Below are 20740 nucleotides of genomic sequence, written 5' to 3'. Positions count from 1 at the left end.
CTCAGATCGTCAGGCCCATGCCCCGAAGGAAGGCCACGGGGTCGATCGCGGAGCCGTAGTTGGCGGTCTTGCGGATCTCGAAGTGCAGGTGCGGGCCGCTGGAGTTACCGGTGTTGCCGGACTTGGCTATGTTCTGGCCGGTCTTGACGACCTGGCCGACCTTCACGTCGATGCGCGAGAGATGGGCGTACTGGGAGTAGGTCCCGTTGCCGTGCTTGATGACGATGGCGTTGCCGTACGCGGGACCGTCACCGGCGCCGTTGCCGCCGGCCTTGACGACGGTGCCGCCGTGCGCGGCCACGACCTGGGTGCCGCTCGGGACGGCGAAGTCCTGCCCGCTGTGGGTGGACTGCCACATGCCACCGGCCTGCGCGAAGCTGGCGGACTTCGTGTACTTCTTCACCGGCTTCACCCAGGAGACGGCCTTCTTGGCGGGCGCCTTCTTGGCGGGCGCCTTCTTGGCGGCGGCCTGGGCCTGTACGGCGGTGGAGACACCGGTGGCGGAGGTCATCTCGGCAGCGACCGCGCCTCCGGCGCCCAGTACGACCGAGGCCCCCAGGCCGGCGGCCAGCACAGCGGCACGGGTGCGGAACGCGGACGTACGGGGCGAACGAAGAGAAAAGCGCGGGGACATTCGAAACCTCACGGGGACGACGGCAGAGAAAACCACCCGGCACAGCAGGCGCCGCCGGATGGCCATCCCTTGGTAACCCCCGCCTCCTCGAACCCCAAAACCCCCTATCTACGACAGCGGCTAGTACTCCCCCGCAAAATTCCGTGCATCTTGACAGGGCACCCAATACGGACGAACCAGCGTCGACGCCGAAACAGATGGCCGATTTACGTACGGAAAGTCCGTTTTAGCCCGCGCTCGCGTTTCCACTATTCCCGCTAGTAACGGGCAAATCGCCTGTGCGGCATGTCACCGCCGAGCGCAATCAAGGGACCCCGGAATGTGACGGGCGCTACTCAGTGGACGCACGCCTCTGGCGACTTACCGCCCAGTAACCCTATCTTTCCCCTCACGCCATCCCCACCCACGAACATGCACGCGACAACAACACAGCGCACGTGACGTGAGAGGACTCCCCACATGACGCTTCGCCGCCCCTGGGTGCACCGCACAGCCGTGATCGGCGTCTCCGCGGTCGCCCTCGTGGCCCTCGCGGTCCCCGCCGAAGCCGCGACGCCGGCCACCGCGACGAGCACCTCCACCGCCACCACGGCCGCCGCCGAGGACGTCGACTACGACACCTGGCAGCGGGACTGCCAGGCGGTGATGGACCAGGCGCTGCCCTATCTGAAGCAGCGGATCGCCGACACCGAGCCGGGTGAGAAGCAGGCGATCGTCCTCGACATCGACAACACCACCCTGGAGACCGACTTCGGCTTCAGCTACCCGCAGCCGGCCAACGAGCCGGTCCTGGAGGTCGCCAAGTACGCCCAGGACCACGGCGTCGCGCTGTTCTTCGTCACCGCCCGCCCCGGCATCATCTACTCGGTGACCGACTACAACCTCAAGCACGTCGGCTACCAGGTCTCGGGGCTGTACGCGCGCGGCTTCCTCGACCTGTTCAAGGACGTCGCCGAGTACAAGACCGCCCAGCGCGTCGACATCGAGAACAAGGGCTACACGATCATCGCGAACATCGGCAACAGCGCCACCGACCTCTCCGGCGGCCACGCCGAGAAGACGTACAAACTCCCCGACTACGACGGGCAGTTGTCCTGATCCACCCGGCACAAGGTCACGGGGCCGGTACCTTTCGGGTACCGGCCCCACGACGCGGTGCGGGGCCCGACGGCTGGGGAGGCCCCATGAGCGCTGCCGACGAGTCACGCATCGAGCTCGCGGACGCCGTGCAGACCATCCGCGACGAACTGCTGACCGCGGCCCGGCGCTCGGCGGGGCAGGACATCGTCTTCGAACTCGGCGACATCCAGATGGAGTTCACCGTCGAGATACGCAAGGAGATCAAGGCCGGCGCGAAGGTGCGGGCCTGGGTCGTCGACGCGGGCGCGGACGGCACGAGAGCAGACAGCCGTACGCACAAGGTCTCCTTCACGTTGCGCGCCCAGGACGCCCGCGCCGGCGCGCCCCTGAAGATCCGCAACGACACGGAGGGAAGCGTCGGCGCGTTCGGCCGGGGCACCCCCTCGCCTCGGTGATGCTGCGCTCGGCCGTCGAGCGGTCCGTGGTGGTGCTGGCCGGATCGCAGGGCAGCGGGGTCATGCTGTCGCCCCGGCTGGTGCTGACCAGCGCCCACGTACTGCGGAACAGGGAATGGATCCGCACGGTCCATCCGGAGAGCGAGCAGCCCCTTCCCAGCCGGGCGGTCTGGCAGGACGAGGAGAGCGACGTGGCTCTCCTGCTCACCGGCGAGGAGCTGGTGGATCCGGAGCAGTGGGCGCTCGCCAGGCTGCGGTGGGGGGTCGTCGGCTCGCCCGATCCGCTGCCCGGCTGCCAGGTCGTCGGGTTTCCCGCCGTCCAACGCTTCGGCCCGGACCAGCAGTTGGAGTACGACCAGCTCACCGGCACCGTTCTGCCGATGGCGGGGCGGATCAGAACGATGCTGGTGTGCGAGTTCGACCGGGCTGCCGTCACCGCTCCCAGGCCCGGCGAGTCGCCGTTCGCGGGACTGTCCGGCGCCCCGGTGTTCGCCGGCTCCGTACTGATCGGCGTGGTGACCCAGGTGCCGGAGGGGCGGGACCACCGACGGGTCGAAGCGGTCCCCGTGCAGCGCGTCCTTCAGGCGCCGGGATTCCCGCACCATGTGATGGGAGCCGAGCCGGGCCATGTGCCCCCGGTGCTGGAGACCGTCGTACCCGGCCATCACCTTGACGACGAGCGGTTCGAGCAGCACTATGCGCGTGCCCTGAAGTCCCGGTACCGCAAGATCGAGATATTCGGGATCGACGAACTGGGCACCACCGAGACCAACTGGGATCTCGACACCGCGTATCTGAGCCTGGAGGCCCTGTCGGTTTCGCCGGGGCGGGAGAACGCCCCGGTGTCCAGGGCCGTCTCCGCGCCGCGCCGGATCAATGATCTGCTGGCCGACCGGCCACGGGTCGTGCTGCGCGGCGAGGCGGGCGCGGGCAAGACCACGCTGGTGTGGTGGCTCGCGTCCCACGCCGCCTGCGGCGCCCTCGATCACGAACTCGCCGAGCTGAACGACCTGGTGCCCTTCGTCATCCCCATGCGCAGCCTGCTGGCCCGGGCGATGTCCTTCCCCAGGCCGCAGGAACTGGCCACCGTCGCCGAGCTCCAGATCGACGAGGCACCGGAGGGCTGGGCGCGCCGCGTCCTGGAGGCCGGCCGGGCGCTGCTGCTGGTCGACGGCATGGACGAGGTACCGCCGGCGGACCGGGAGGAGGCGCGGCGCCGCCTCGCCGACCTGCTGGCGATGTATCCGCACAACCGCTGCCTGGTCACGGTACGGCCGCTGGCCGTGGCCGCCGACTGGCTCGACTCGGAGAACTTCGAGGAACTGCGGCTGCTGCCCATGCGGGACGAGGACATCCTGGCCTTCTCCAAGGCCTGGCACGCCGCCGCCCGCCTGGAGTGCGCGGGCTTCCGCGACCCCCACCGGGCCGCCGCCGAGGACACGAACCTGCGTGCGCTTCAGCAGGCCCTGGAACAGGAACTCGGGCGCAACCCCACGCTGCTCAACCTGTCCCGCACCCCGCTGCTGGCCGCGGTGGTCTGCGCGCTGCACCGGCGCCGCAGGGGCTTTCTGCCGGAGACCCGCTGGTCGCTGTACAACGCGGCGCTCACCATGCTGCTCGGCAGCCGGGACACCCTGCGCCGGGTCGGGGCGCCGGAGGGCATCACCCTCGGGGTCGAGGAGCACCAGCAGCTCCTCCAGCGGATCGCGGCCTGGCTGGCCCGCGGCGGGTACGCCGAGTTCAGCCACAAGCAGGCGCAACGTCAGATCGACCTCGCCATGCGGGGCATGCCCCAGGTGCGGCAGCAGGGCTCCGCCGAGGCCGTACTGACCCATCTGCTCAACCGCAGCGGTCTGCTCCAGGAACGCAACGAGATGGCCATCCAGTTCATCCACCGCACCTTCCAGGACTATCTGGCGGCGAAGGAACTCCAGGAGAGCGACGGCCTGGGCGAGCTGCTGAGCCATGCGGCCGACGAGGAGTGGCAGGACATCGTGCTGCTGGCCGTGGGCCACTGCCACCGCGGTGAGGTCCGCCGGCTCGTCGAAGGGCTGATCAAGAAGGGCGACGAGACGGAGGATCCCCGCACCCGCGGCGACATCCACCTCCTGGCCGCCCGCTGCGCGCTCAGCGCCGTGGTGCTGAACGAGGAGGTGCGCGAGCAGATCGCCGACCGCGTCCGCGCGCTGATCCCGCCCCGCGACGCCACCAGTACGGCCAAGCTGACGTCCCTGGGCCCCTATGTGCTGCCGCTGGTGCCCGAGGCCGGAGGGCTGAGTGCCGAGGAGGCCCAGTCGGTCGTGCACATGATCCGCGACATCGGCGGTCCGGCGTCCCTGCCCCTGCTGCGCCGCTTCGCCACGCACCCCGCGCACGAGGTCCGCAGGGTGCTGACCGCGACCTGGCCGCGCTACCCGGCGGACGACTACGCCCGCGAGGTCCTCGCCCACATGCCGCTGGAGGACGACGAGGTCGTCGTCGTCAACGCCGCGATGGCCTCCGCGCTGCGGTACTGCGGCCCCATCGGGCGCGTCTTCGTCAACATGCCGATCACCGGCGCGGACCTGGCGAAGGCCCTGCCGGAACACGGCATCCGCAGGCTCGACATACGCGAGAACCCGCTGCTGAACGACCTGTCGTTCGTCCGCAAGCTGTCCGGGCTGACGTCCCTGTCGCTCAGCGGGTGTCCGCGGGTGCGCACGCTGTCCGCGCTCGAAGGGCTGCCGCTCGGCTCGCTGCGCCTGGAGCTCTACGAGATGCAGAAGTCGGACCTGGCTCCCCTGCGGCGGCTCGAACAGCTCACCAGCCTGTCGCTGGTGGGGACACTGCTCGACAGCGAGATCCCGCTGCCCGCGGGGCACCCGACGGTCGAGAGTCTCCAGGTGACCAGCCAGACCACCATGATGATCAACGACCTGTCGCAGTGGCCCGCGCTCAGAAGCCTCATCGTGCGCGGCGACTGCCACGCGTACGCCCTGCTCCTGGCGGCCTCGCGGGCCCCCGCGCTCACCAGCCTCGACTTCTCCATCAGCTCGCTGAGACTGCCGCGCCAGGTCGTGCCCCCGCCCCTCAACAAGGAGGAGGAGCGGTTGCCGCGCAGACCGCGCGAGCTCGAACCCCTGCCGGCCATCCGCAGGCTGACGGTCCGGGGGGTGAACCACGGCGGCACCGCCAGGGACCTGGCGCGGGTGTTCCCGTCCCTGACCCGGCTCAGCATCGAGTGCGACGAGGACGCTCCCCTGGACCTGTCCCCGCTGCGCGATCACACCGGGCTGGTGATCCAGGTCAACGGGCGGGTGATGCCGCCGGTCAGCCGGGCGTGACATCGGAGCGGGGGCGGGAGCTGCCCGGGCGCCGGGCATGCGAAAGGGACCGGTGCTTCAGCACCGGTCCCTTTCGGTCGGCCTTACGGCCGTGAGGCTTACGCCTCCTTGCTCAGGTTCGGCCCGCCCGAGGGACCGGCCGCCTGCTCGATCGGCGGGACGTCCGGCAGGGCCGACTTCTCCTCGCCGCGGAAGGTGAAGGTCTTGGTCTCGCCCTCGCCCTCCGTGTCCACGACCACGATGTGGCCGGGGCGCAGCTCGCCGAAGAGGATCTTCTCCGACAGGGAGTCCTCGATCTCGCGCTGGATCGTGCGGCGCAGCGGCCGGGCGCCCAGCACGGGGTCGTAGCCCTTCTTGGACAGCAGCTCCTTGGCGGACTGGGAGAGCTCGATGCCCATGTCCCGGTCCTTCAGGCGCTCGTCCACCTTGCTGATCATCAGGTCGACGATCCGGAGGATGTCGTTCTGCGTGAGCTGCGGGAAGACGACCACGTCGTCGACGCGGTTGAGGAACTCGGGCCGGAAGTGCTGCTTGAGCTCGTCCTGGACCTTGTTCTTCATGCGCTCGTAGTTGCTCTTGGTGTCACCCGTGGCCGCGAAGCCCAGGTTGAAGCCCTTGGAGATGTCCCGGGTGCCGAGGTTGGTCGTCATGATGATGACCGTGTTCTTGAAGTCCACGACCCGGCCCTGGGAGTCGGTCAGGCGACCGTCCTCCAGGATCTGCAGCAGGCTGTTGAAGATGTCCGGGTGGGCCTTCTCGACCTCGTCGAAGAGGACGACGGAGAACGGCTTGCGACGGACCTTCTCGGTCAGCTGGCCGCCCTCTTCGTAGCCCACGTAGCCGGGGGGCGAACCGAACAGACGCGACACCGTGTGCTTCTCGCTGAACTCCGACATGTCGAGGGAGATCAGCGCGTCCTCGTCACCGAAGAGGAACTCGGCGAGCGCCTTGGAAAGCTCGGTCTTACCGACACCGGACGGGCCGGCGAAGATGAACGAGCCACCCGGACGCTTCGGGTCCTTCAGACCGGCGCGCGTACGGCGGATCGCCTTCGACAGCGCCTTGACGGCGTCGTCCTGGCCGATGACCCGCTTGTGGAGCTCGTCCTCCATGCGCAGCAGGCGGGACGACTCCTCCTCGGTGAGCTTGAAGACCGGGATGCCCGTGGCCGTGGCCAGCACCTCGGCGATCAGCTCGCCGTCGACCTCGGCGACGACGTCCATGTCGCCGGCCTTCCACTCCTTCTCCCGCTTGGCCTTGGCGGCCAGGAGCTGCTTCTCCTTGTCGCGCAGGGAGGCGGCCTTCTCGAAGTCCTGCGAGTCGATCGCGGACTCCTTGTCGCGGCGGACACCGGCGATCTTCTCGTCGAACTCGCGCAGGTCCGGCGGCGCGGTCATCCGGCGGATACGCATCCGGGAGCCGGCCTCGTCGATCAGGTCGATCGCCTTGTCCGGCAGGAAGCGGTCCGAGATGTACCGGTCGGCCAGAGTGGCGGCCTGGACCAGCGCCTCGTCGGTGATGGAGACCCGGTGGTGGGCCTCGTACCGGTCGCGCAGCCCCTTGAGGATCTCGATCGTGTGCGGCAGGGACGGCTCGGCGACCTGGATCGGCTGGAAGCGGCGCTCCAGGGCCGCGTCCTTCTCCAGGTGCTTGCGGTACTCGTCCAGGGTGGTCGCACCGATGGTCTGCAGCTCACCGCGGGCCAGCATCGGCTTCAGGATGGAGGCCGCGTCGATGGCGCCCTCGGCGGCACCCGCACCGACCAGCGTGTGCAGCTCGTCGATGAACAGGATGATGTCGCCGCGAGTGCGGATCTCCTTGAGCACCTTCTTCAGGCGCTCCTCGAAGTCACCGCGGTAGCGGGAGCCGGCGACCAGCGCGCCGAGGTCCAGGGTGTAGAGGTGCTTGTCCTTGAGGGTCTCGGGCACCTCGCCCTTGACGATGGCCTGGGCGAGGCCCTCCACGACGGCGGTCTTGCCGACGCCGGGCTCACCGATCAGGACCGGGTTGTTCTTGGTACGGCGGGACAGCACCTGCATGACCCGCTCGATCTCCTTCTCGCGCCCGATGACCGGGTCGAGCTTGGACTCACGAGCGGCCTGGGTGAGGTTCCGGCCGAACTGGTCGAGGACCAGGGACGTCGAGGGCGTGCCCTCGGCAGGCCCGCCGGCGGTGGCGGTCTCCTTGCCCTGGTAGCCGGAGAGCAGCTGGATCACCTGCTGCCGCACCCGGTTCAGATCTGCGCCCAGCTTGACCAGGACCTGGGCGGCGACGCCCTCGCCCTCACGGATCAGGCCGAGCAGGATGTGCTCCGTGCCGATGTAGTTGTGGCCCAGCTGAAGGGCCTCGCGGAGCGACAGCTCCAGGACCTTCTTGGCACGGGGGGTGAAGGGAATGTGGCCGGACGGCGCCTGCTGGCCCTGGCCGATGATCTCCTCCACCTGCTGGCGGACCGCCTCGAGCGAAATCCCGAGGCTCTCAAGGGCCTTGGCGGCGACACCCTCACCCTCGTGGATCAGGCCCAGGAGGATGTGCTCGGTGCCGATGTAGTTGTGGTTGAGCATCCGGGCTTCTTCCTGAGCCAGGACGACAACCCGCCGCGCGCGGTCGGTGAACCTCTCGAACATCGTTAATCGCTCCTCAGAGCGGTCAGGCAGTGGGGGGAACTTCCCCTCCCTGTCCTTCCGCAGCTTAGTCCCGCAAGCGGGGACCGCTCATTCCAACTGCCGACACCGTCGATGGCCTCCTGACCCCGCTAACGCCGACATCTGCTCCAACCCGATGGTGCGAGACGATGTTCCCGCAGGCCAGGTGGTTACCCTCACCATCAGTACGCCGATGGCGAACGTAAGACCCACTGTCCTGCGTGTCGCCCCCTCCCACTAGGGATGTCTTACCCGCTGGGACTGACACTCCATGCCGCGCCCCCCGGTTCCCTCCGCTACGGGCGAACAACCTTGCGCCACCCCACACCCCCGCGCGCCCCCTCGTTCGACACTCTGCGCATCCGTCAGTGCACCCAGCGTAACCCGCACGTCCATTCGGCGGTTGCACTTGGCATGGTCGGCACCCGCCCCACGGCCACCACCCGCCTCTCCACGGACCGAGCCGCGATCCCTCTCCCCCGTCGGCCGCTCGATCCGAGCGATCGGATCCGCCGTTGGTACGAGAACGAACTGGGCTGGCCGGTGGTGCCCGCGCTCCCCGGATCCCCGCCGAGCCTGCGCACGGGCCGGCGCTTCGACGTCCTGGACGTCCCGGCCGAGGCCGGCCGCGCGGCGCTGCGCCATCTGACCCCGCACTCCCCGGTGGCCGTCCGGGGCGACCGGATGCGGCTGCTCGTCGCGGCGGGCGCCGAGGACGAGGTGCCGGGGGTGCTGCGCTGGCTGGAATGGGGGGATCTGCCCCTGGATCTGAGAACGCTCGGCGAGGGCGACCTCATGGAGGCGCCGGTGCCTCCGGGACACGGGCCGCCGGAGATGGTGGGGGCGCCGGTGGTCGTACGGCACGCCGCCGGGGATCCGGGTCCGGCCGCGGCATCCGCCCGGGGCTCCCTCGGGGCCTGGGGGGCCGTGCAGCGGCCCGTCGATCCCGGGGACTGGGGGGCCGTACGGCATTCCGAGCCGGTGGGGCCCGGTGTCGTACGGCCGCTCGCCCTGGGCCGCTGTGGAGCCGCGCAGGGGGCCGCCGTGTGGCTGCGGCCCCCCGAGCCTGGGGGCGAGGTCGAAGCCTCGCTGCCGACCTTGTCGGCCCTCGGGGGCGGTGGGGGCGCCCCCGATCTCGTGCGGGTCCTGGACACGGTGGCAACGCAGTGCCACCGCCTTCGGCTGCGGCGCGCGTGCGCCCGGCCGTCGGCCTGTCCATAACGCAGGCCTTGCCCTTTGATCAGGCCGATCAGCTTGATCGGGCCGATCAGGCGTTGGCCTTCTCGTAAGCCTCGCGAATGGACGCCGGAACACGGCCGCGGTCGTTGACCTCGTAGCCGTTCTCCTTGGCCCATGCGCGGATCTGCGCGGTGTCCTGGCTGCCACCGGAAGCGGCGCGCGCCTTTCCGCGTCCACCCGAAGCGCGGCCTCCGGTACGACGACCGCCCTTCACGTAAGGCTCGAGAGCGCCACGGAGCTTGTCCGCATTGGCAGTCGTGAGATCGATCTCGTACGTCTTGCCGTCCAGCGCGAACGTCACGGTCTCGTCCGCCTCGCCGCCGTCGAGGTCGTCGACAAGAAGGACCTGAACCTTCTGTGCCACCGGATTTCCTTTCATCGATAACTTGAGGGCCTGGGGTCTGCGGCGTCCGCCGTTTCGCCGCCCCCTGTTATATGCAGTACTGCAGTACGTCGGAAAGCAAACCGCTTTTGCTGGAAAAACACAAACCCCCGGGAGAGACCCACTGGCCACTCCCGTCCGGAAACATGCGCGTTTCGGACATAGGGCACCTGGGCATGGCCTGTCGGGCGGAATACGGCTTCCGGAAGCTTGAGCAACCTTGAGGATCGCCGACGATCACAGATGCAGAAGCATCCGGCTGTTGCCCAAGGTGTTCGGTTTCACTCGTTCGAGACCGAGGAACTCAGCCACGCCCTCGTCATAGGAACGCAGCAGCTCCGCGTAGACATCGGTGTCGACCGGTGTCTCGCCGATCTCGACGAAGCCGTGCTTGCCGAAGAAGTCCACTTCGAAGGTCAGACAGAAAACACGTCGAACGCCGAGCCAGCGTGCGGTGTGCAGCAACTTCTCCAGCAACTGGTGTCCGACGCCGGCGCCCTTCAGGCCGGGCTTCACCGCGAGAGTGCGCACTTCCGCCAGGTCTTCCCACATCACGTGCAGGGCGCCGCAGCCGACGACCTCGCCGTTGTCGTCCCGTTCCGCGACCCAGAACTCCTGGATGTCCTCGTAAAGCGTCACCGTGGCTTTGTCGAGCAGGATGCGACGGCGGACGTACTCGTCAAGGAGACGACGCACCGCCGCGACATCGCTGGTACGGGCCCGGCGGACGGTGATGGCTTTTGCGGTGACTTCTGGGCTCTCCACCGAGGGGGTCTCGGCGGAGTGGCTCTCTGCTGACATGAGCGGACGCTATCGCCCGTCGGGGTCCTGTGCGGCGGCGGGGTTCTCGCGGGGGGTATCAGGGGTTTGGGGGCGACCGGTTTGACCGGCACGGGTTTGGCCGGCTCGGGTTTGACGGCCTTGGGTTTGGGGGGCGGCCTCGGTATCCGTGCCGGTGGTATCGGCGGCGCTGTGGCTATCGGTGCCGGTATCGCTGCTGCGGGTATCCGTGCCGGTATCGGCGCTCGTAACGCTGCCGCCGGTATCGGGGCGTTCCGGGGGTGCGGGGGTTTCCGGGCCCTGGACGATGCGTACGGCGTCCCGCAGGGCCTGGCGCTGTTCCTCGCTCATCATGCCGAAGAAGGCGACCAGCGCGGCGGCGGGGTTGTCACTCTGTGACCAGGCGTCGTTCATCAGGGCGGCGGCGTAGGCGGCTCGCGTGGAGACCGCCTCATATCGATAGGCCCGGCCTTCCGCTTCGCGGCGTACCCAGCCCTTCTGATGGAGATTGTCCAGAACGGTCATCACCGTGGTGTACGCGATGGACCGTTCCTGCTGAAGATCTTCCAGGACTTCTCGAACGGTCACCGGGCGGTTCCACTTCCACACCCGCGTCATGACCGCGTCTTCGAGTTCTCCCAATGGGCGAGGCACAACTCAGCACAATAGTGGGAGTTCTGGGTGTTGGCGTGCCGAGCAGGAACTTTCGCGGGCAAACGTGAACAAAAAGGGCGTGCGGTTCGGAAAGTGCCGGGCTTTGGGCTGGGCCGCGGCTCAGGCGTCCTGGCTCGTGGAGGCCTGGCGGGTGCCCTCCGCACGCGCGAGGACGGCGTCCACGACCGCGTCCTCCTTGGCCTTGTTGGCTCCGCCCTGGGTCTTCACGATCACCCTGATCACACCGATGAAGAAGATGGCCATGACGGTCGGGGGGAGGAGTGCGGAGACGTAGTCCATGCGTCCAGGGTAGCCAGGGGGTGGGCGCGGGAGGTGTGGGGGTTGCCCGGCCGGTGAGGGCCGGGCGGGGCGGCCAGGGGTGCTTCGGGTGGTCGGTGTCCGATGTTCGGGTCAGCCTGCGGCGAGCTGTTGGGGTGGGTTGGGGGGTGGCGGTGGGGTGGGCTTGCGACGGGGGAAGACCTCGCCGGGAGTGGGGATGGGGCGCGTCGGCTTGGGGGCGGGGGTGCGCTCCGGGCCCGGGGCGGGTTTCGGGGCGGCCGGTTTTTCGGCGGGCTTCTTGCGGGGTTGCTTGGACGGCTCCGGGGCGTTGGAGGCCTGGGCGGGGAGGCCTCCGGGGAGGGCCTGGAGGCGGGTGCGGGACGCGGGGATGGGCGGTCGGCAGCGGCGGAGGAGGGCGGCCGCGGTGGGGTTGCCGCGCAGGTTCTGGAGGGCGGCGAGGTCGTCGGCGGTCGGGGTGTAGCCGGTGCCGAGGGCCTCTTCGAGGAGGGTGAGGTAGCCGGCTGCGGTGCCGGGGAGGGCAGCGCGGTAGCGGGCGAGGTCGGCCATCAGGAAGGCACGCATCCGGGCGCCCTCGCGCATTGCCTCGTCGAGCGATTCGGCGAGGCGGAGACAGTCCTGGACGTCCTCGGCCGAGGCGGGGCTGGGGTGAAGGGCAAGAGCGAGGGCGCGGCGGAGCACACGCAGCTCCTCCACGCCGAACGCCATGCCGCCGCGGGATCCGTATGGCGTGGGCATGCGCCGACGATACGTGCTAATCAGACAAAAGCCGCATATAGGGATGGGTGTGGCGTGGGGTGACACTCGGGTGGTGGGGCGGGGTGTGGGTCGGGGACATGGCGGGGGGTGTGCTTCGCGTCAGCCGCGGGCATGCGGGGCGGCACGGGTGGTCGCGGGCGGGCACCCCGTCAGCGCCGGGCTGCGCGACCCGCCCCCGCTCGACCGACGGAGTCACATGCGGGAGACGTTGCGTTCGTAGACCAGGCGCAGCCCGATCAGGGTCAGCCACGGCTCGTGTTCGTCGATGACCGAGGATTCGCCCAGGACCATCGGCGCCAGCCCGCCCGTTGCGATGACCGTGACGTCGTCGGGGTCGTCCGCCAGTTCGCGGGCCATGCGGTTGACCACGCCGTCGACCTGGCCCGCGAAGCCGTAGATGATGCCGGACTGCATGGCCTCGACCGTGTTCTTGCCGATCACGCTGCGCGGCCGGGCCACCTCGATCTTGCGGAGCTGGGCGCCGCGGACGCCGAGCGCCTCGACCGAGATCTCGATGCCGGGGGCGATGACACCGCCGACGTACTCGCCGCGCGCGCTCACCGCGTCGAACGTCGTCGCCGTACCGAAGTCGACGACGATCGCGGGGCCGCCGTAGAGGTCCACCGCCGCCACCGCGTTGATGATGCGGTCGGCGCCGACCTCCTTGGGGTTGTCGGTCAGGATCGGTACGCCCGTCTTGACGCCGGGCTCCACCAGTACCGCGGGGACGTCGCCGTAGTAGCGGCGGGTCACCTCGCGCAGTTCGTGCAGGACCGAGGGGACGGTCGCGCAGATGGCGATGCCGTCGATGCCGTCGCCCAGCTCGTCGCCGAGGAGCGGGTGCATGCCCATCAGGCCCTGGAGGAGGACCGCCAGTTCGTCGGCCGTGCGACGGGCGTCCGTGGAGATGCGCCAGTGCTCGACGATGTCCTCGCCGTCGAAGAGGCCGAGGACGGTGTGCGTGTTGCCTACGTCGATTGTGAGGAGCATGCCCGTTCCTACTCCGCCGCTCGCAGGTCGAGGCCGATGTCCAGGATCGGCGAGGAGTGGGTGAGGGCCCCGACGGCCAGGTAGTCGACGCCGGTGTCCGCGTACGCCTTGGCGTTGTCCAGGGTCAGGCGGCCCGAGGCCTCGAGCGCCGCGCGGCCGGCCACGATCGCCACCGCCTCCTCGCACTCGCCCGGCGTGAAGTTGTCCAGGAGGATCAGATCCGCGCCCGCGTCGACCACCTCGCGCAGCTGGTGGAGGGTGTCCACCTCGACCTCGACGGGGACGTCCGGGAAGGTCTCGCGGACCGCCTTGAAGGCCTGTGCCACGCCGCCCGCGGCCACTACGTGGTTGTCCTTCACCAGGGCCGCGTCGGACAGCGACATGCGGTGGTTCACTCCGCCTCCGCAGCGCACCGCGTACTTCTCCAGCGCGCGCAGGCCCGGCGTCGTCTTGCGGGTGTCGCGGACCCTCGCCTTGGTGCCGTCCAGTACGTCCGCCCACGCGCGCGTGGCGGTCGCGATGCCCGACAGCCGGCAGAGGATGTTCAGGGCGCTGCGTTCGGCCGTCAGCAGGTCCCGGGTGCGGGTGGTGATGGAGAGGAGCTTCTGGCCCGCCTCCACCTCGTCGCCGTCCTCCACGTGGCGTACCACCTCGAACTCGTCCTCGCAGACGATCGAGACCACTGCTTCGGCGATCCTGAGGCCCGCCACGACGCCCGCCTCGCGTGCCGCGAAGTCGGCGGTCGCGGTCGCCTCCTCGGGGATCGTCGCGACCGTCGTCACGTCCACGCCATGGGCGAGATCTTCCTGGATGGCCACGTTGGCGATGTCCTCGACCTCGACCGGGTCGAGGCCCGCGTCGGCCAGGAGCTGGGCGAGCGCGGGGTCGAGGCCGCACTCCAGATACTCCTCGTCGGCACCGCAGGCGCAGTCGCCGCCGCAGCCGCCGTTCGAGGCGAGGGGAAGGTCGGGGGTGGTCACTGCTGTCACTGCTCCTGGGGCCGGGTCGGGGGGAAGTCTGCGGTGTCTGTGGTGTGCACGGCCAGTGTGCGGTCCGGGTTCAGGCGTACGACGATGTGGCGGCGCCATGTCGTGTCGTCGCGGTCGGGCCCGTCCTCGCGCCAGTGGCAGCCGCGCGTCTCCTCGCGCAGGTGCGCGGCGGCGACCAGGACGCGGGCCACGCACAGGAGGTTGGTGGCCTCCCAGGTGTCCACTCCGGGTTCGGCGGTCTTGCCGTTCTCGGCGAGGGCGTCGCGGGCCTCGGTGTGCAGTTGGTGGAGCTGGTCGGCGGCCTTGGCGAGGGAGTTCGCGGAGCGCAGGACGCCGGCGCCGTCGGTCATGATCCGCTGGATGGCGAAACGGGCCTCGGGCGCGAGCAGGGGGTGCTCGGGGGTCTCGGGGTACGGCACCGGGTGCGGGACGCGCGCGTGGAGGCCGTCGGCCGCGCGGGACGTGGCGATGTCCGCTGCGATGCGCTCGGCGTAGACCAGTCCCTCCAGGAGGGAGTTGGAGGCCAGGCGGTTGGCGCCGTGCACGCCTGTGCAGGCGACCTCGCCGCACGCGTACAGGCCGGGGACGGTCGTACGGCCGTGGGAGTCGGTGCGTACGCCGCCGGAGGCGTAGTGGGCGGCGGGCGCTATCGGGATGGGGTCGTGCACCGGGTCGATGCCGTGGGCGCGGCAGGCGGCCAGGATCGTCGGGAAGCGGTGCTCCCACATGTCGGCGCCGAAGTGGCGGGCGTCGAGGAACATGTGCTCGGCGTCCTGCTCCTGCATGCGCCGCATGATGCCCTTGGCGACGATGTCCCGGGGGGCCAGTTCGGCCAGTTCGTGCCGGCCCAGCATGAAGCGCACGCCGTCGGCGTCGACCAGGTGGGCGCCCTCGCCGCGTACGGCCTCGGAGACCAGGGGCTGCTGGCCCTCCGCCTCCGGGCCGAGGAACAGCACGGTGGGGTGGAACTGCACGAATTCGAGATCGCTGACCTCGGCGCCCGCTCGGAGCGCGAGCGCCACGCCGTCGCCCGTCGACACCGACGGGTTCGTCGTCGCCTGGAAGACCTGGCCCATGCCGCCGGTCGCCAGCACCACCGCGGGCGCGTGGACCGCCCCCACGCCGTCGTGCTGGCCCTCGCCCATGACGTGCAGGGTGACGCCGGCCGTGCGGCCGTCGGCGTCCGTGAGGAGGTCGAGGACGAGCGCGTTCTCGACCGTACGCAGACCACGCGCGCGTACGGCCTCCACCAATGCGCGGGAGATCTCCGCGCCGGTCGCGTCGCCTCCGGCGTGGGCGATACGGCGGCGGTGGTGGCCGCCCTCGCGGGTGAGCGCCAGTCCACCTTCGGAGGACTCGTCGAAGTGGGCGCCGGTCTCGATCAGCCGACGCACGGCGTCCGGACCCTCGGTCACGAGGATGCGGACCGCTTCCTCGTCGCACAGGCCCGCGCCCGCGACCAGGGTGTCGTCCAGGTGCTGCTCGGGGGTGTCGCCCTCGCCGAGGGCCGCGGCGATGCCGCCCTGGGCCCAGCGGGTGGAGCCGTCGTCGAGGCGGGCCTTGGTGACGACCACCGTCCTCAGGCCCGCGGCCTCGCAGCGCAGGGCCGCGGTGAGGCCGGCGACGCCGGAGCCGACGACCACGACGTCCGCGTCGATGGACCATCCGGGCTCGGGCGCGTGCAGTCGTATGCCTGTGCTGGTCACGAGGCGGCTCCGAAGATGAGGGTGACGTTGTCGATCAGCCGGGTCGTCCCGACCCGGGCCGCGACGGCGAGAACGGCCTCGCCCGTGAAGTCGTCGTCGATCTCGGTGAAGTCCGAGGGGTCGACGAGGGCGAGGTAGTCCAGTTCGAGCGGCGGGTCGAGGCGGGCGGCCTCGTCCAGAACCAGGCGGGCGGCGGCGCGCACGGCCGCCGCGGCGCCGGGCACGGCCTTGGCGACGGCGTGTGCGTCGGCCGCCGCGCGGGACTCCCCTATGGCGCTGAGCGCCTCGGCACGCGCACGCGTGGCGGGCACTTCGCGGGCCCGCGCGCGCAGCGCCTCCTGCGCCGCGTGCCGGTCGCGGCCCGCGAACAGGGCCTGGGAGAGCGCGAGCGCGGTGTGCCGTTCTTTGGGCGAGAGGTAGCGGTTGCGGCTGGAGAGCGCCAGGCCGTCCTCCTCGCGCACGGTGGGGACGCCGACGATCTCCATGCCGAAGTTCAGGTCGCGCACCATGCGGCGGATCAGCGCGAGCTGCTGGGCGTCCTTCTGCCCGTACAGGGCCACGTCGGGACGGGTGAGGTGGAGCAGCTTGGCGACGACGGTGAGCACGCCGTCGAAGTGGCCGGGGCGGGAAGAGCCCTCCAAGCGCTCCCCCATGGGGCCGGCGCTGATGCGGACCTGGGGTTCGCCGCCCGGGTAGACCTCCTCGACGGCGGGGGCGAACACGGCGTCCGCGCCCGCCTGTTCGGCGATCTTGAGGTCGGCCTCCAGGGTGCGCGGGTAGCGGTCGAGGTCCTCGCCCTTGCCGAACTGCAGCGGGTTCACGAAGACGGTGACGACGACCTCGCCGTCCGGTCCGGCGATCCCGCGCGCGGTGCGGATCAGGGTGGCGTGGCCCTCGTGCAGGGCGCCCATGGTCATCACGACGGCGCGGCGCCCGGCACGCGTGCGTGCGTGCAGTTCGTCGGCGGTACGCAGCAGGGTGGTGGTCATCGGGCGTCTCCCTCGGCGCCGTTGGTCCCGCCTGCGAGTACCCCGAGAAGGTCCTCGGCGAGTTCCGGCTTGAGCAGTCCGTGCGCAAGCGCGCGGTCGGCGGTCGCGCGGGCCATCGCGAGATAGCCGGCGACGGTCTGCGGGGCGTGCCGGCGCAACTCGCTGACGTGCGCGGCGACGGTTCCGGCGTCCCCGCGCGCGACGGGGCCGGTCAGGGCGGCGTCGCCGGAGCGCAGGGCGTTGTCGAGGGCGGCGCCGAGCAGCGGGCCGAGCATCCGGTCGGGGGCGGCGACGCCTGCCTCGCGCAGCAGCTCCATGGCCTGGGCGACGAGCGTGACCAGGTGGTTGGCGCCCAGGGCGAGCGCCGCGTGGTACAGCGGGCGCATCTCCTCGGCGATCCACTCCGGCTCGCCGCCCATCTCGATGACGAGGGCCTCGGCGGCCAGCCGCAGCTCCTCGGGGGCGGTGACGCCGAAGGAGCAGCCGGCGAGGCGCTGGACGTCCACGGGGGTGCCGGTGAAGGTCATCGCCGGGTGCAGAGCCAGCGGCAGCGCGCCCGCGCGCAGGGCGGGGTCCAGGACCTTGACGCCGTACCGCCCGGAGGTGTGCGCCAGCAGTTGGCCGGGGCGTACGGCCCCGGTCTCGGCAAGCCCCTCGACCAGGCCGGGCAGCGCGTCGTCCGGGACGGTGAGCAGGACCAGCTCGGCGCGCGCGAGGACTTCGGCGGGCGGCACGAGCGGCACGTCGGGGAGCATCCGCTGGGCCCGTCGCCGGGAGGCGTCGGAGACCCCGGACACGGCCACCGGGCGGTGCCCGGCGAGCTGGAGGGACGCGGCGAGCGCGGGGCCCACGCGGCCGGCGCCGACGACACCGACGGTGAGCCGCGCGGGGCGGTCCTTGGGATCTGGCTGTTGGCTTGTACTCACGCGACGGCGGCCTTCCCGTTCCAGTCCGCTCGGGGTACCGGACGATTTCTCGTCATGTTAACGCGATTGGTTCGAGAGGCGTTCGGTTGTCCACAGGCTGTGGGTTATCGCACGCCGCGCACCCATGGAACGCGGCACGGAAAACACGGGTGCCCGCGCGAGCCGACGCGGGGCATGATCCGGTGATGAGTAGTGATGCGACACAGAAGAGCGAACGCCCGCTGGAGCCGATATCCGACGAGGACCGGCGCAAGCGGCTGCATGAGCGGCGCATCGCCGCCCAGCGCAGCGCGCGGCGCGTGTTCGCGCGCCACGGTTTCCAGGAGACCCTCCGGGAGCGCCTGGCTCTGCTGGACGCGGCAAAAGACGTGTACGACCTGGACGAACCGTCGGACATCTACGGCAACGGCGTCGTCAAGGCCGTGGAGGAGAAGGTCGCCGCACTGCTCGGCCTGGAGGCCGCCGCGTTCTTCCCGACGGGCACGATGGCCCAGCAGGTGGCCCTGCGCTGCTGGGCCGGCCGTACCGGGAACCCGACGGTCGCCCTGCATGCGCTGGCCCACCCCGAGGTGCACGAAAGAAACGCGTTCAGCCAGGTCAGCGGCCTGCGCCCGGTCCGCCTGACGAGCGAGGCGCGGCTGCCGACCGCCGCCGAGGTACGCGACTTCGACGAGCCCTTCGGGGCCCTGATGCTCGAACTGCCCCTCAGGGACGCCGGTTTCGTACTGCCCACCTGGCAGGAGCTCACCGACATCGTGGAGGCGGCGCGGGAGCGCGACGCGGTGGTGCACTTCGACGGCGCGCGCCTGTGGGAGTCCACCGTCCATTTCGATCGCCCGCTGGCGGAGATCGCGGGTCTGGCGGACAGCGTGTACGTGTCGTTCTACAAGTCGCTCGACGGGTTCGGGGGCGCGGCGCTGGCCGGCCCGAAGACCCTGGTCGAGGAGGCGGAGGCCTGGCGGCACCGGTACGGGGGCCAGGTGTTCCAGCAGTTCCCCACAGCGCTGTCGGCCCTGGTCGGCCTGGAGCGGGAGCTGCCGCGGCTGCCGGAGTACGTGGCCCACGCGCACCTGGTGGCCACCGCGTTGCGCGAGGGCTTCGCGACGGCCGGCCTGCCGTGGGCGCGCGTGTACCCCGAGGTGCCGCACACCCACGACTTCCAGGTCTGGCTGCCGTACGACGCCGAGGTGGCCGTGGAGGCGGCGGTACGGACGGCCGAGCAGACCAAGACCATGCTCTTCGCCTACCCGTGGGACCAGAAGGGCCCGGGCCTGTCCTTCACCGAGGTCCATGTACGGGCCCCCGGCCTGGAGTGGACGGCGGACGACGTGAAGACGGCGGTCGCCGAGTTCGTGGCCCAACTGCCCCAGGAGGTCATCAGGTAGAGCGCGGCCGCACATGCAGCCACCGGCCCAGAGCCTGCCGTATCCGCCCGCGGGCCGGGCGCCCGGCGACGACGGCCCGGAACCGGTGGTGGTCGCGCCACTCGCGCACGACCTGCCAGTCGTGGGTGCCGGGCGGGGGCGGGGCGACCTCGCCGAGCCGGACGGCGCGGTAGGTGTCGAGGAGGTGCTGCTGCGTGATGCTCATGGCTAAAGGGCCTCTCGGGACGTAGGAGAGATGACGTACGTGGTGATCGGGCTCCGCGGCTGCCCCGGTGACCCCAGGTTCACCTCCCCGTGACCGCCGCGTCGCGTCGATTGACGGCGGCCGTCAATCGAGGGCCGCGTTGTCAGTGGCGGCGGGCACCATGGGGACATGAGCGTGACGATCGACATCGCGCGGCTGCGGCCGGAGAGTGTCGCCGTCGTGCCCTCGCCCCTGGCCGAGCTCGGCATGGCGCTGCACGCGCTGTCGGAGCCGGGGCACCACCCGGGCCTGCAGGGCTGGGTGACGGGCGTGACGGCCCGCCTTGACTCGCACCTGGCCGACCGGATGTGCGAGGCCGACTTCCTGTGGCGGTCGACGTTCTCGGATCTGTTCATGCCCTTCGCCGGCGTCCCGGGCCGCTGCACCCTCCCGGGGGCCACGCTGGCGGAGGAGCTGGACCAGCTCGACAAGCTGACGGACGAGCAGTTCGTGGACGCCGCCCTGGAGTTCACCTGTGCCCTGCCGTACAACACCCGCGGGCCCCACGCGCTCTCCGACGCCGAGGTACGGCACCGGGCGCTGGACCTCGCCGCCGCGCGCGGGCCGCAGCAACTGCGCTTCAGCGAGCGGCTGCTGGCGGATCCGCCGCGGATCCGGGCCTGGCTGCGGCAGTTCCTCCAGGACTGCGACGAGGCGTTCTTCGCGGAGACCTGGTCCCGGCTGCGCCACCAGCTCGCCGCGGACGCCCGTCACAAGACGGACCTCCTGCGCCACAAGGGCCTCGCGGAGGCGCTGGCCGCGGTGTCCCCGGCGGTGACCCTCGACGAGACCGCCGCGCGGATCACGGTCGACAAGCTGGGCGAGGGCCATACGGCCGTGGGGGACGGCCGGCTCCTCCTCGTCCCGACCAGCCTGGGCTGGCCCCACCTGATGGTTCTGCACCGCCACGACTGGCAGCCGGTGCTGCACTACCCGGCCGGCTCCTCCGAGCCGGCCGCCCCGCCCACGCTCGAGCAGTTGGCGCTGCGGATGACCGCGCTCTCCCACCCGGTACGGATGCGCATCTGCCGCAACCTGGCCCGCAGTGCCTACACCACGGGCGAACTGGCGCAGGCGCACGGCATGACGGCGCCGGAGATATCCCGGCACCTGGGCGTCCTGAAGAAGGCGGGCCTGCTCACCACCCGCCGCCGCGGGCGGTACGTCCAGCACCAGCTCGACGTGACGATGGTGGCCCGGCTGGGCAGCGACTTCCTGGAGGGGATCCTCAGATAGCGCCCGCGCGGGCTGTACGTCACGCGC

The 20740-nt window shown here is 70.7% G+C and carries 19 protein-coding genes; 6 read left to right on the top strand and 13 right to left on the bottom strand.

Features of this window, described 5'->3' with window-relative positions; all coding sequences use genetic code 11:
- Window position 1 precedes the first annotated feature (1 nt).
- Window positions 2-634 carry a M23 family metallopeptidase gene (locus ACP4J3_RS37185; protein ID WP_426540731.1) on the bottom strand — a complete coding sequence of 211 codons (633 nt, stop codon included), beginning with the start codon at window positions 632-634 and terminating at the stop codon, window positions 2-4.
- Window positions 635-1093: 459 nt separating this feature from the next.
- Between ACP4J3_RS37185 and ACP4J3_RS37180 the strand changes: the two genes are divergently transcribed.
- The 3 genes from ACP4J3_RS37180 to ACP4J3_RS37170 all read left to right on the top strand — a co-directional run bounded on the left by ACP4J3_RS37180 (window position 1094) and on the right by ACP4J3_RS37170 (window position 5492).
- Complete coding sequence (locus ACP4J3_RS37180) at window positions 1094-1732, top strand: HAD family acid phosphatase (RefSeq protein WP_426540730.1); 639 nt, start codon at window positions 1094-1096, stop codon at window positions 1730-1732.
- Between the two features lie 86 nt (window positions 1733-1818).
- Entirely contained in the window at window positions 1819-2169 is a 351-nt protein-coding gene (locus tag ACP4J3_RS37175) for a trypco2 family protein (RefSeq protein ID WP_426540729.1), read from the top strand.
- On the top strand, window positions 2169-5492 hold the full coding sequence (locus ACP4J3_RS37170) for an NACHT domain-containing protein (RefSeq protein WP_426540765.1): 3324 nt from the start codon (window positions 2169-2171) through the stop codon (window positions 5490-5492). The genes ACP4J3_RS37175 and ACP4J3_RS37170 overlap by 1 nt, the downstream gene beginning before the upstream one ends.
- Before the next feature lie 98 nt (window positions 5493-5590).
- On the opposite strand, the gene ACP4J3_RS37165 is transcribed toward ACP4J3_RS37170, so the two are convergent.
- Window positions 5591-8119: an ATP-dependent Clp protease ATP-binding subunit gene (locus tag ACP4J3_RS37165; RefSeq protein WP_426540728.1), complete on the bottom strand. Its 2529-nt coding sequence runs from the start codon at window positions 8117-8119 to the stop codon at window positions 5591-5593.
- 432 nt (window positions 8120-8551) lie between these two features.
- On the opposite strand from ACP4J3_RS37165, the gene ACP4J3_RS37160 reads away from it, so the two are divergent.
- Complete coding sequence (locus ACP4J3_RS37160) at window positions 8552-9358, top strand: SCO3374 family protein (RefSeq protein WP_426540727.1); 807 nt, start codon at window positions 8552-8554, stop codon at window positions 9356-9358.
- A 46-nt stretch (window positions 9359-9404) separates the two neighbouring features.
- On the opposite strand, the gene ACP4J3_RS37155 is transcribed toward ACP4J3_RS37160, so the two are convergent.
- The 10 genes from ACP4J3_RS37155 to ACP4J3_RS37110 form a co-directional block, all read right to left on the bottom strand.
- Window positions 9405-9740 (bottom strand): histone-like nucleoid-structuring protein Lsr2, encoded by a 336-nt coding sequence (locus tag ACP4J3_RS37155; RefSeq protein ID WP_426540726.1) that lies wholly within the window; start codon window positions 9738-9740, stop codon window positions 9405-9407.
- Between the two features lie 255 nt (window positions 9741-9995).
- A complete protein-coding gene (locus tag ACP4J3_RS37150) occupies window positions 9996-10559 on the bottom strand; it encodes an amino-acid N-acetyltransferase (protein WP_194042473.1) in 564 nt (187 codons plus the stop codon).
- A gap of 9 nt (window positions 10560-10568) precedes the next feature.
- On the bottom strand, window positions 10569-11156 hold the full coding sequence (locus ACP4J3_RS37145; RefSeq protein WP_426540725.1) for a BlaI/MecI/CopY family transcriptional regulator: 588 nt from the start codon (window positions 11154-11156) through the stop codon (window positions 10569-10571).
- 156 nt (window positions 11157-11312) lie between these two features.
- The gene (locus ACP4J3_RS37140; RefSeq protein WP_426540724.1) at window positions 11313-11492 is read right to left on the bottom strand and encodes a hypothetical protein; all 180 of its coding nucleotides are present in this window, start codon (window positions 11490-11492) and stop codon (window positions 11313-11315) included.
- A 111-nt stretch (window positions 11493-11603) separates the two neighbouring features.
- Complete coding sequence (locus ACP4J3_RS37135; RefSeq protein ID WP_426540764.1) at window positions 11604-12197, bottom strand: hypothetical protein; 594 nt, start codon at window positions 12195-12197, stop codon at window positions 11604-11606.
- A gap of 243 nt (window positions 12198-12440) precedes the next feature.
- Window positions 12441-13238, bottom strand: coding sequence for a type III pantothenate kinase (locus ACP4J3_RS37130; RefSeq protein ID WP_426540723.1), 798 nt, complete (start codon window positions 13236-13238; stop codon window positions 12441-12443).
- Between the two features lie 8 nt (window positions 13239-13246).
- On the bottom strand, window positions 13247-14218 hold the full coding sequence (nadC, locus tag ACP4J3_RS37125) for a carboxylating nicotinate-nucleotide diphosphorylase (protein ID WP_426540722.1): 972 nt from the start codon (window positions 14216-14218) through the stop codon (window positions 13247-13249).
- A gap of 5 nt (window positions 14219-14223) precedes the next feature.
- Window positions 14224-15933, bottom strand: a complete 1710-nt coding sequence (locus ACP4J3_RS37120) for an L-aspartate oxidase (protein WP_426540721.1) — start codon at window positions 15931-15933, stop codon at window positions 14224-14226.
- The gene (gene panC, locus ACP4J3_RS37115; protein WP_426540720.1) at window positions 15930-16922 is read right to left on the bottom strand and encodes a pantoate--beta-alanine ligase; all 993 of its coding nucleotides are present in this window, start codon (window positions 16920-16922) and stop codon (window positions 15930-15932) included. The genes ACP4J3_RS37120 and panC overlap by 4 nt, the downstream gene beginning before the upstream one ends.
- On the bottom strand, window positions 16919-17848 hold the full coding sequence (locus tag ACP4J3_RS37110; RefSeq protein WP_426540719.1) for a Rossmann-like and DUF2520 domain-containing protein: 930 nt from the start codon (window positions 17846-17848) through the stop codon (window positions 16919-16921). The genes panC and ACP4J3_RS37110 overlap by 4 nt, the downstream gene beginning before the upstream one ends.
- 185 nt (window positions 17849-18033) lie before the next feature.
- Between ACP4J3_RS37110 and ACP4J3_RS37105 the strand changes: the two genes are divergently transcribed.
- The gene (locus tag ACP4J3_RS37105) at window positions 18034-19233 is read left to right on the top strand and encodes a threonine aldolase family protein (protein WP_426540718.1); all 1200 of its coding nucleotides are present in this window, start codon (window positions 18034-18036) and stop codon (window positions 19231-19233) included.
- On the opposite strand, the gene ACP4J3_RS37100 is transcribed toward ACP4J3_RS37105, so the two are convergent.
- Window positions 19226-19438: a hypothetical protein gene (locus ACP4J3_RS37100; protein ID WP_426540717.1), complete on the bottom strand. Its 213-nt coding sequence runs from the start codon at window positions 19436-19438 to the stop codon at window positions 19226-19228. The genes ACP4J3_RS37105 and ACP4J3_RS37100 overlap by 8 nt on opposite strands.
- Before the next feature lie 168 nt (window positions 19439-19606).
- Here ACP4J3_RS37100 and ACP4J3_RS37095 point away from each other — a divergent pair, with 168 nt between their 5' ends.
- Window positions 19607-20713: a DUF5937 family protein gene (locus tag ACP4J3_RS37095; protein WP_426540716.1), complete on the top strand. Its 1107-nt coding sequence runs from the start codon at window positions 19607-19609 to the stop codon at window positions 20711-20713.
- Window positions 20714-20740: the final 27 nt, after the last annotated feature.

It is taken from the genome of Streptomyces sp. UG1, assembly GCF_049974585.1.
Lineage (GTDB): Bacteria > Actinomycetota > Actinomycetes > Streptomycetales > Streptomycetaceae > Streptomyces.
The sequence above is the reverse complement of the archived record's forward strand: the minus strand, read 5'-3'. Positions and strand labels throughout refer to the sequence as shown.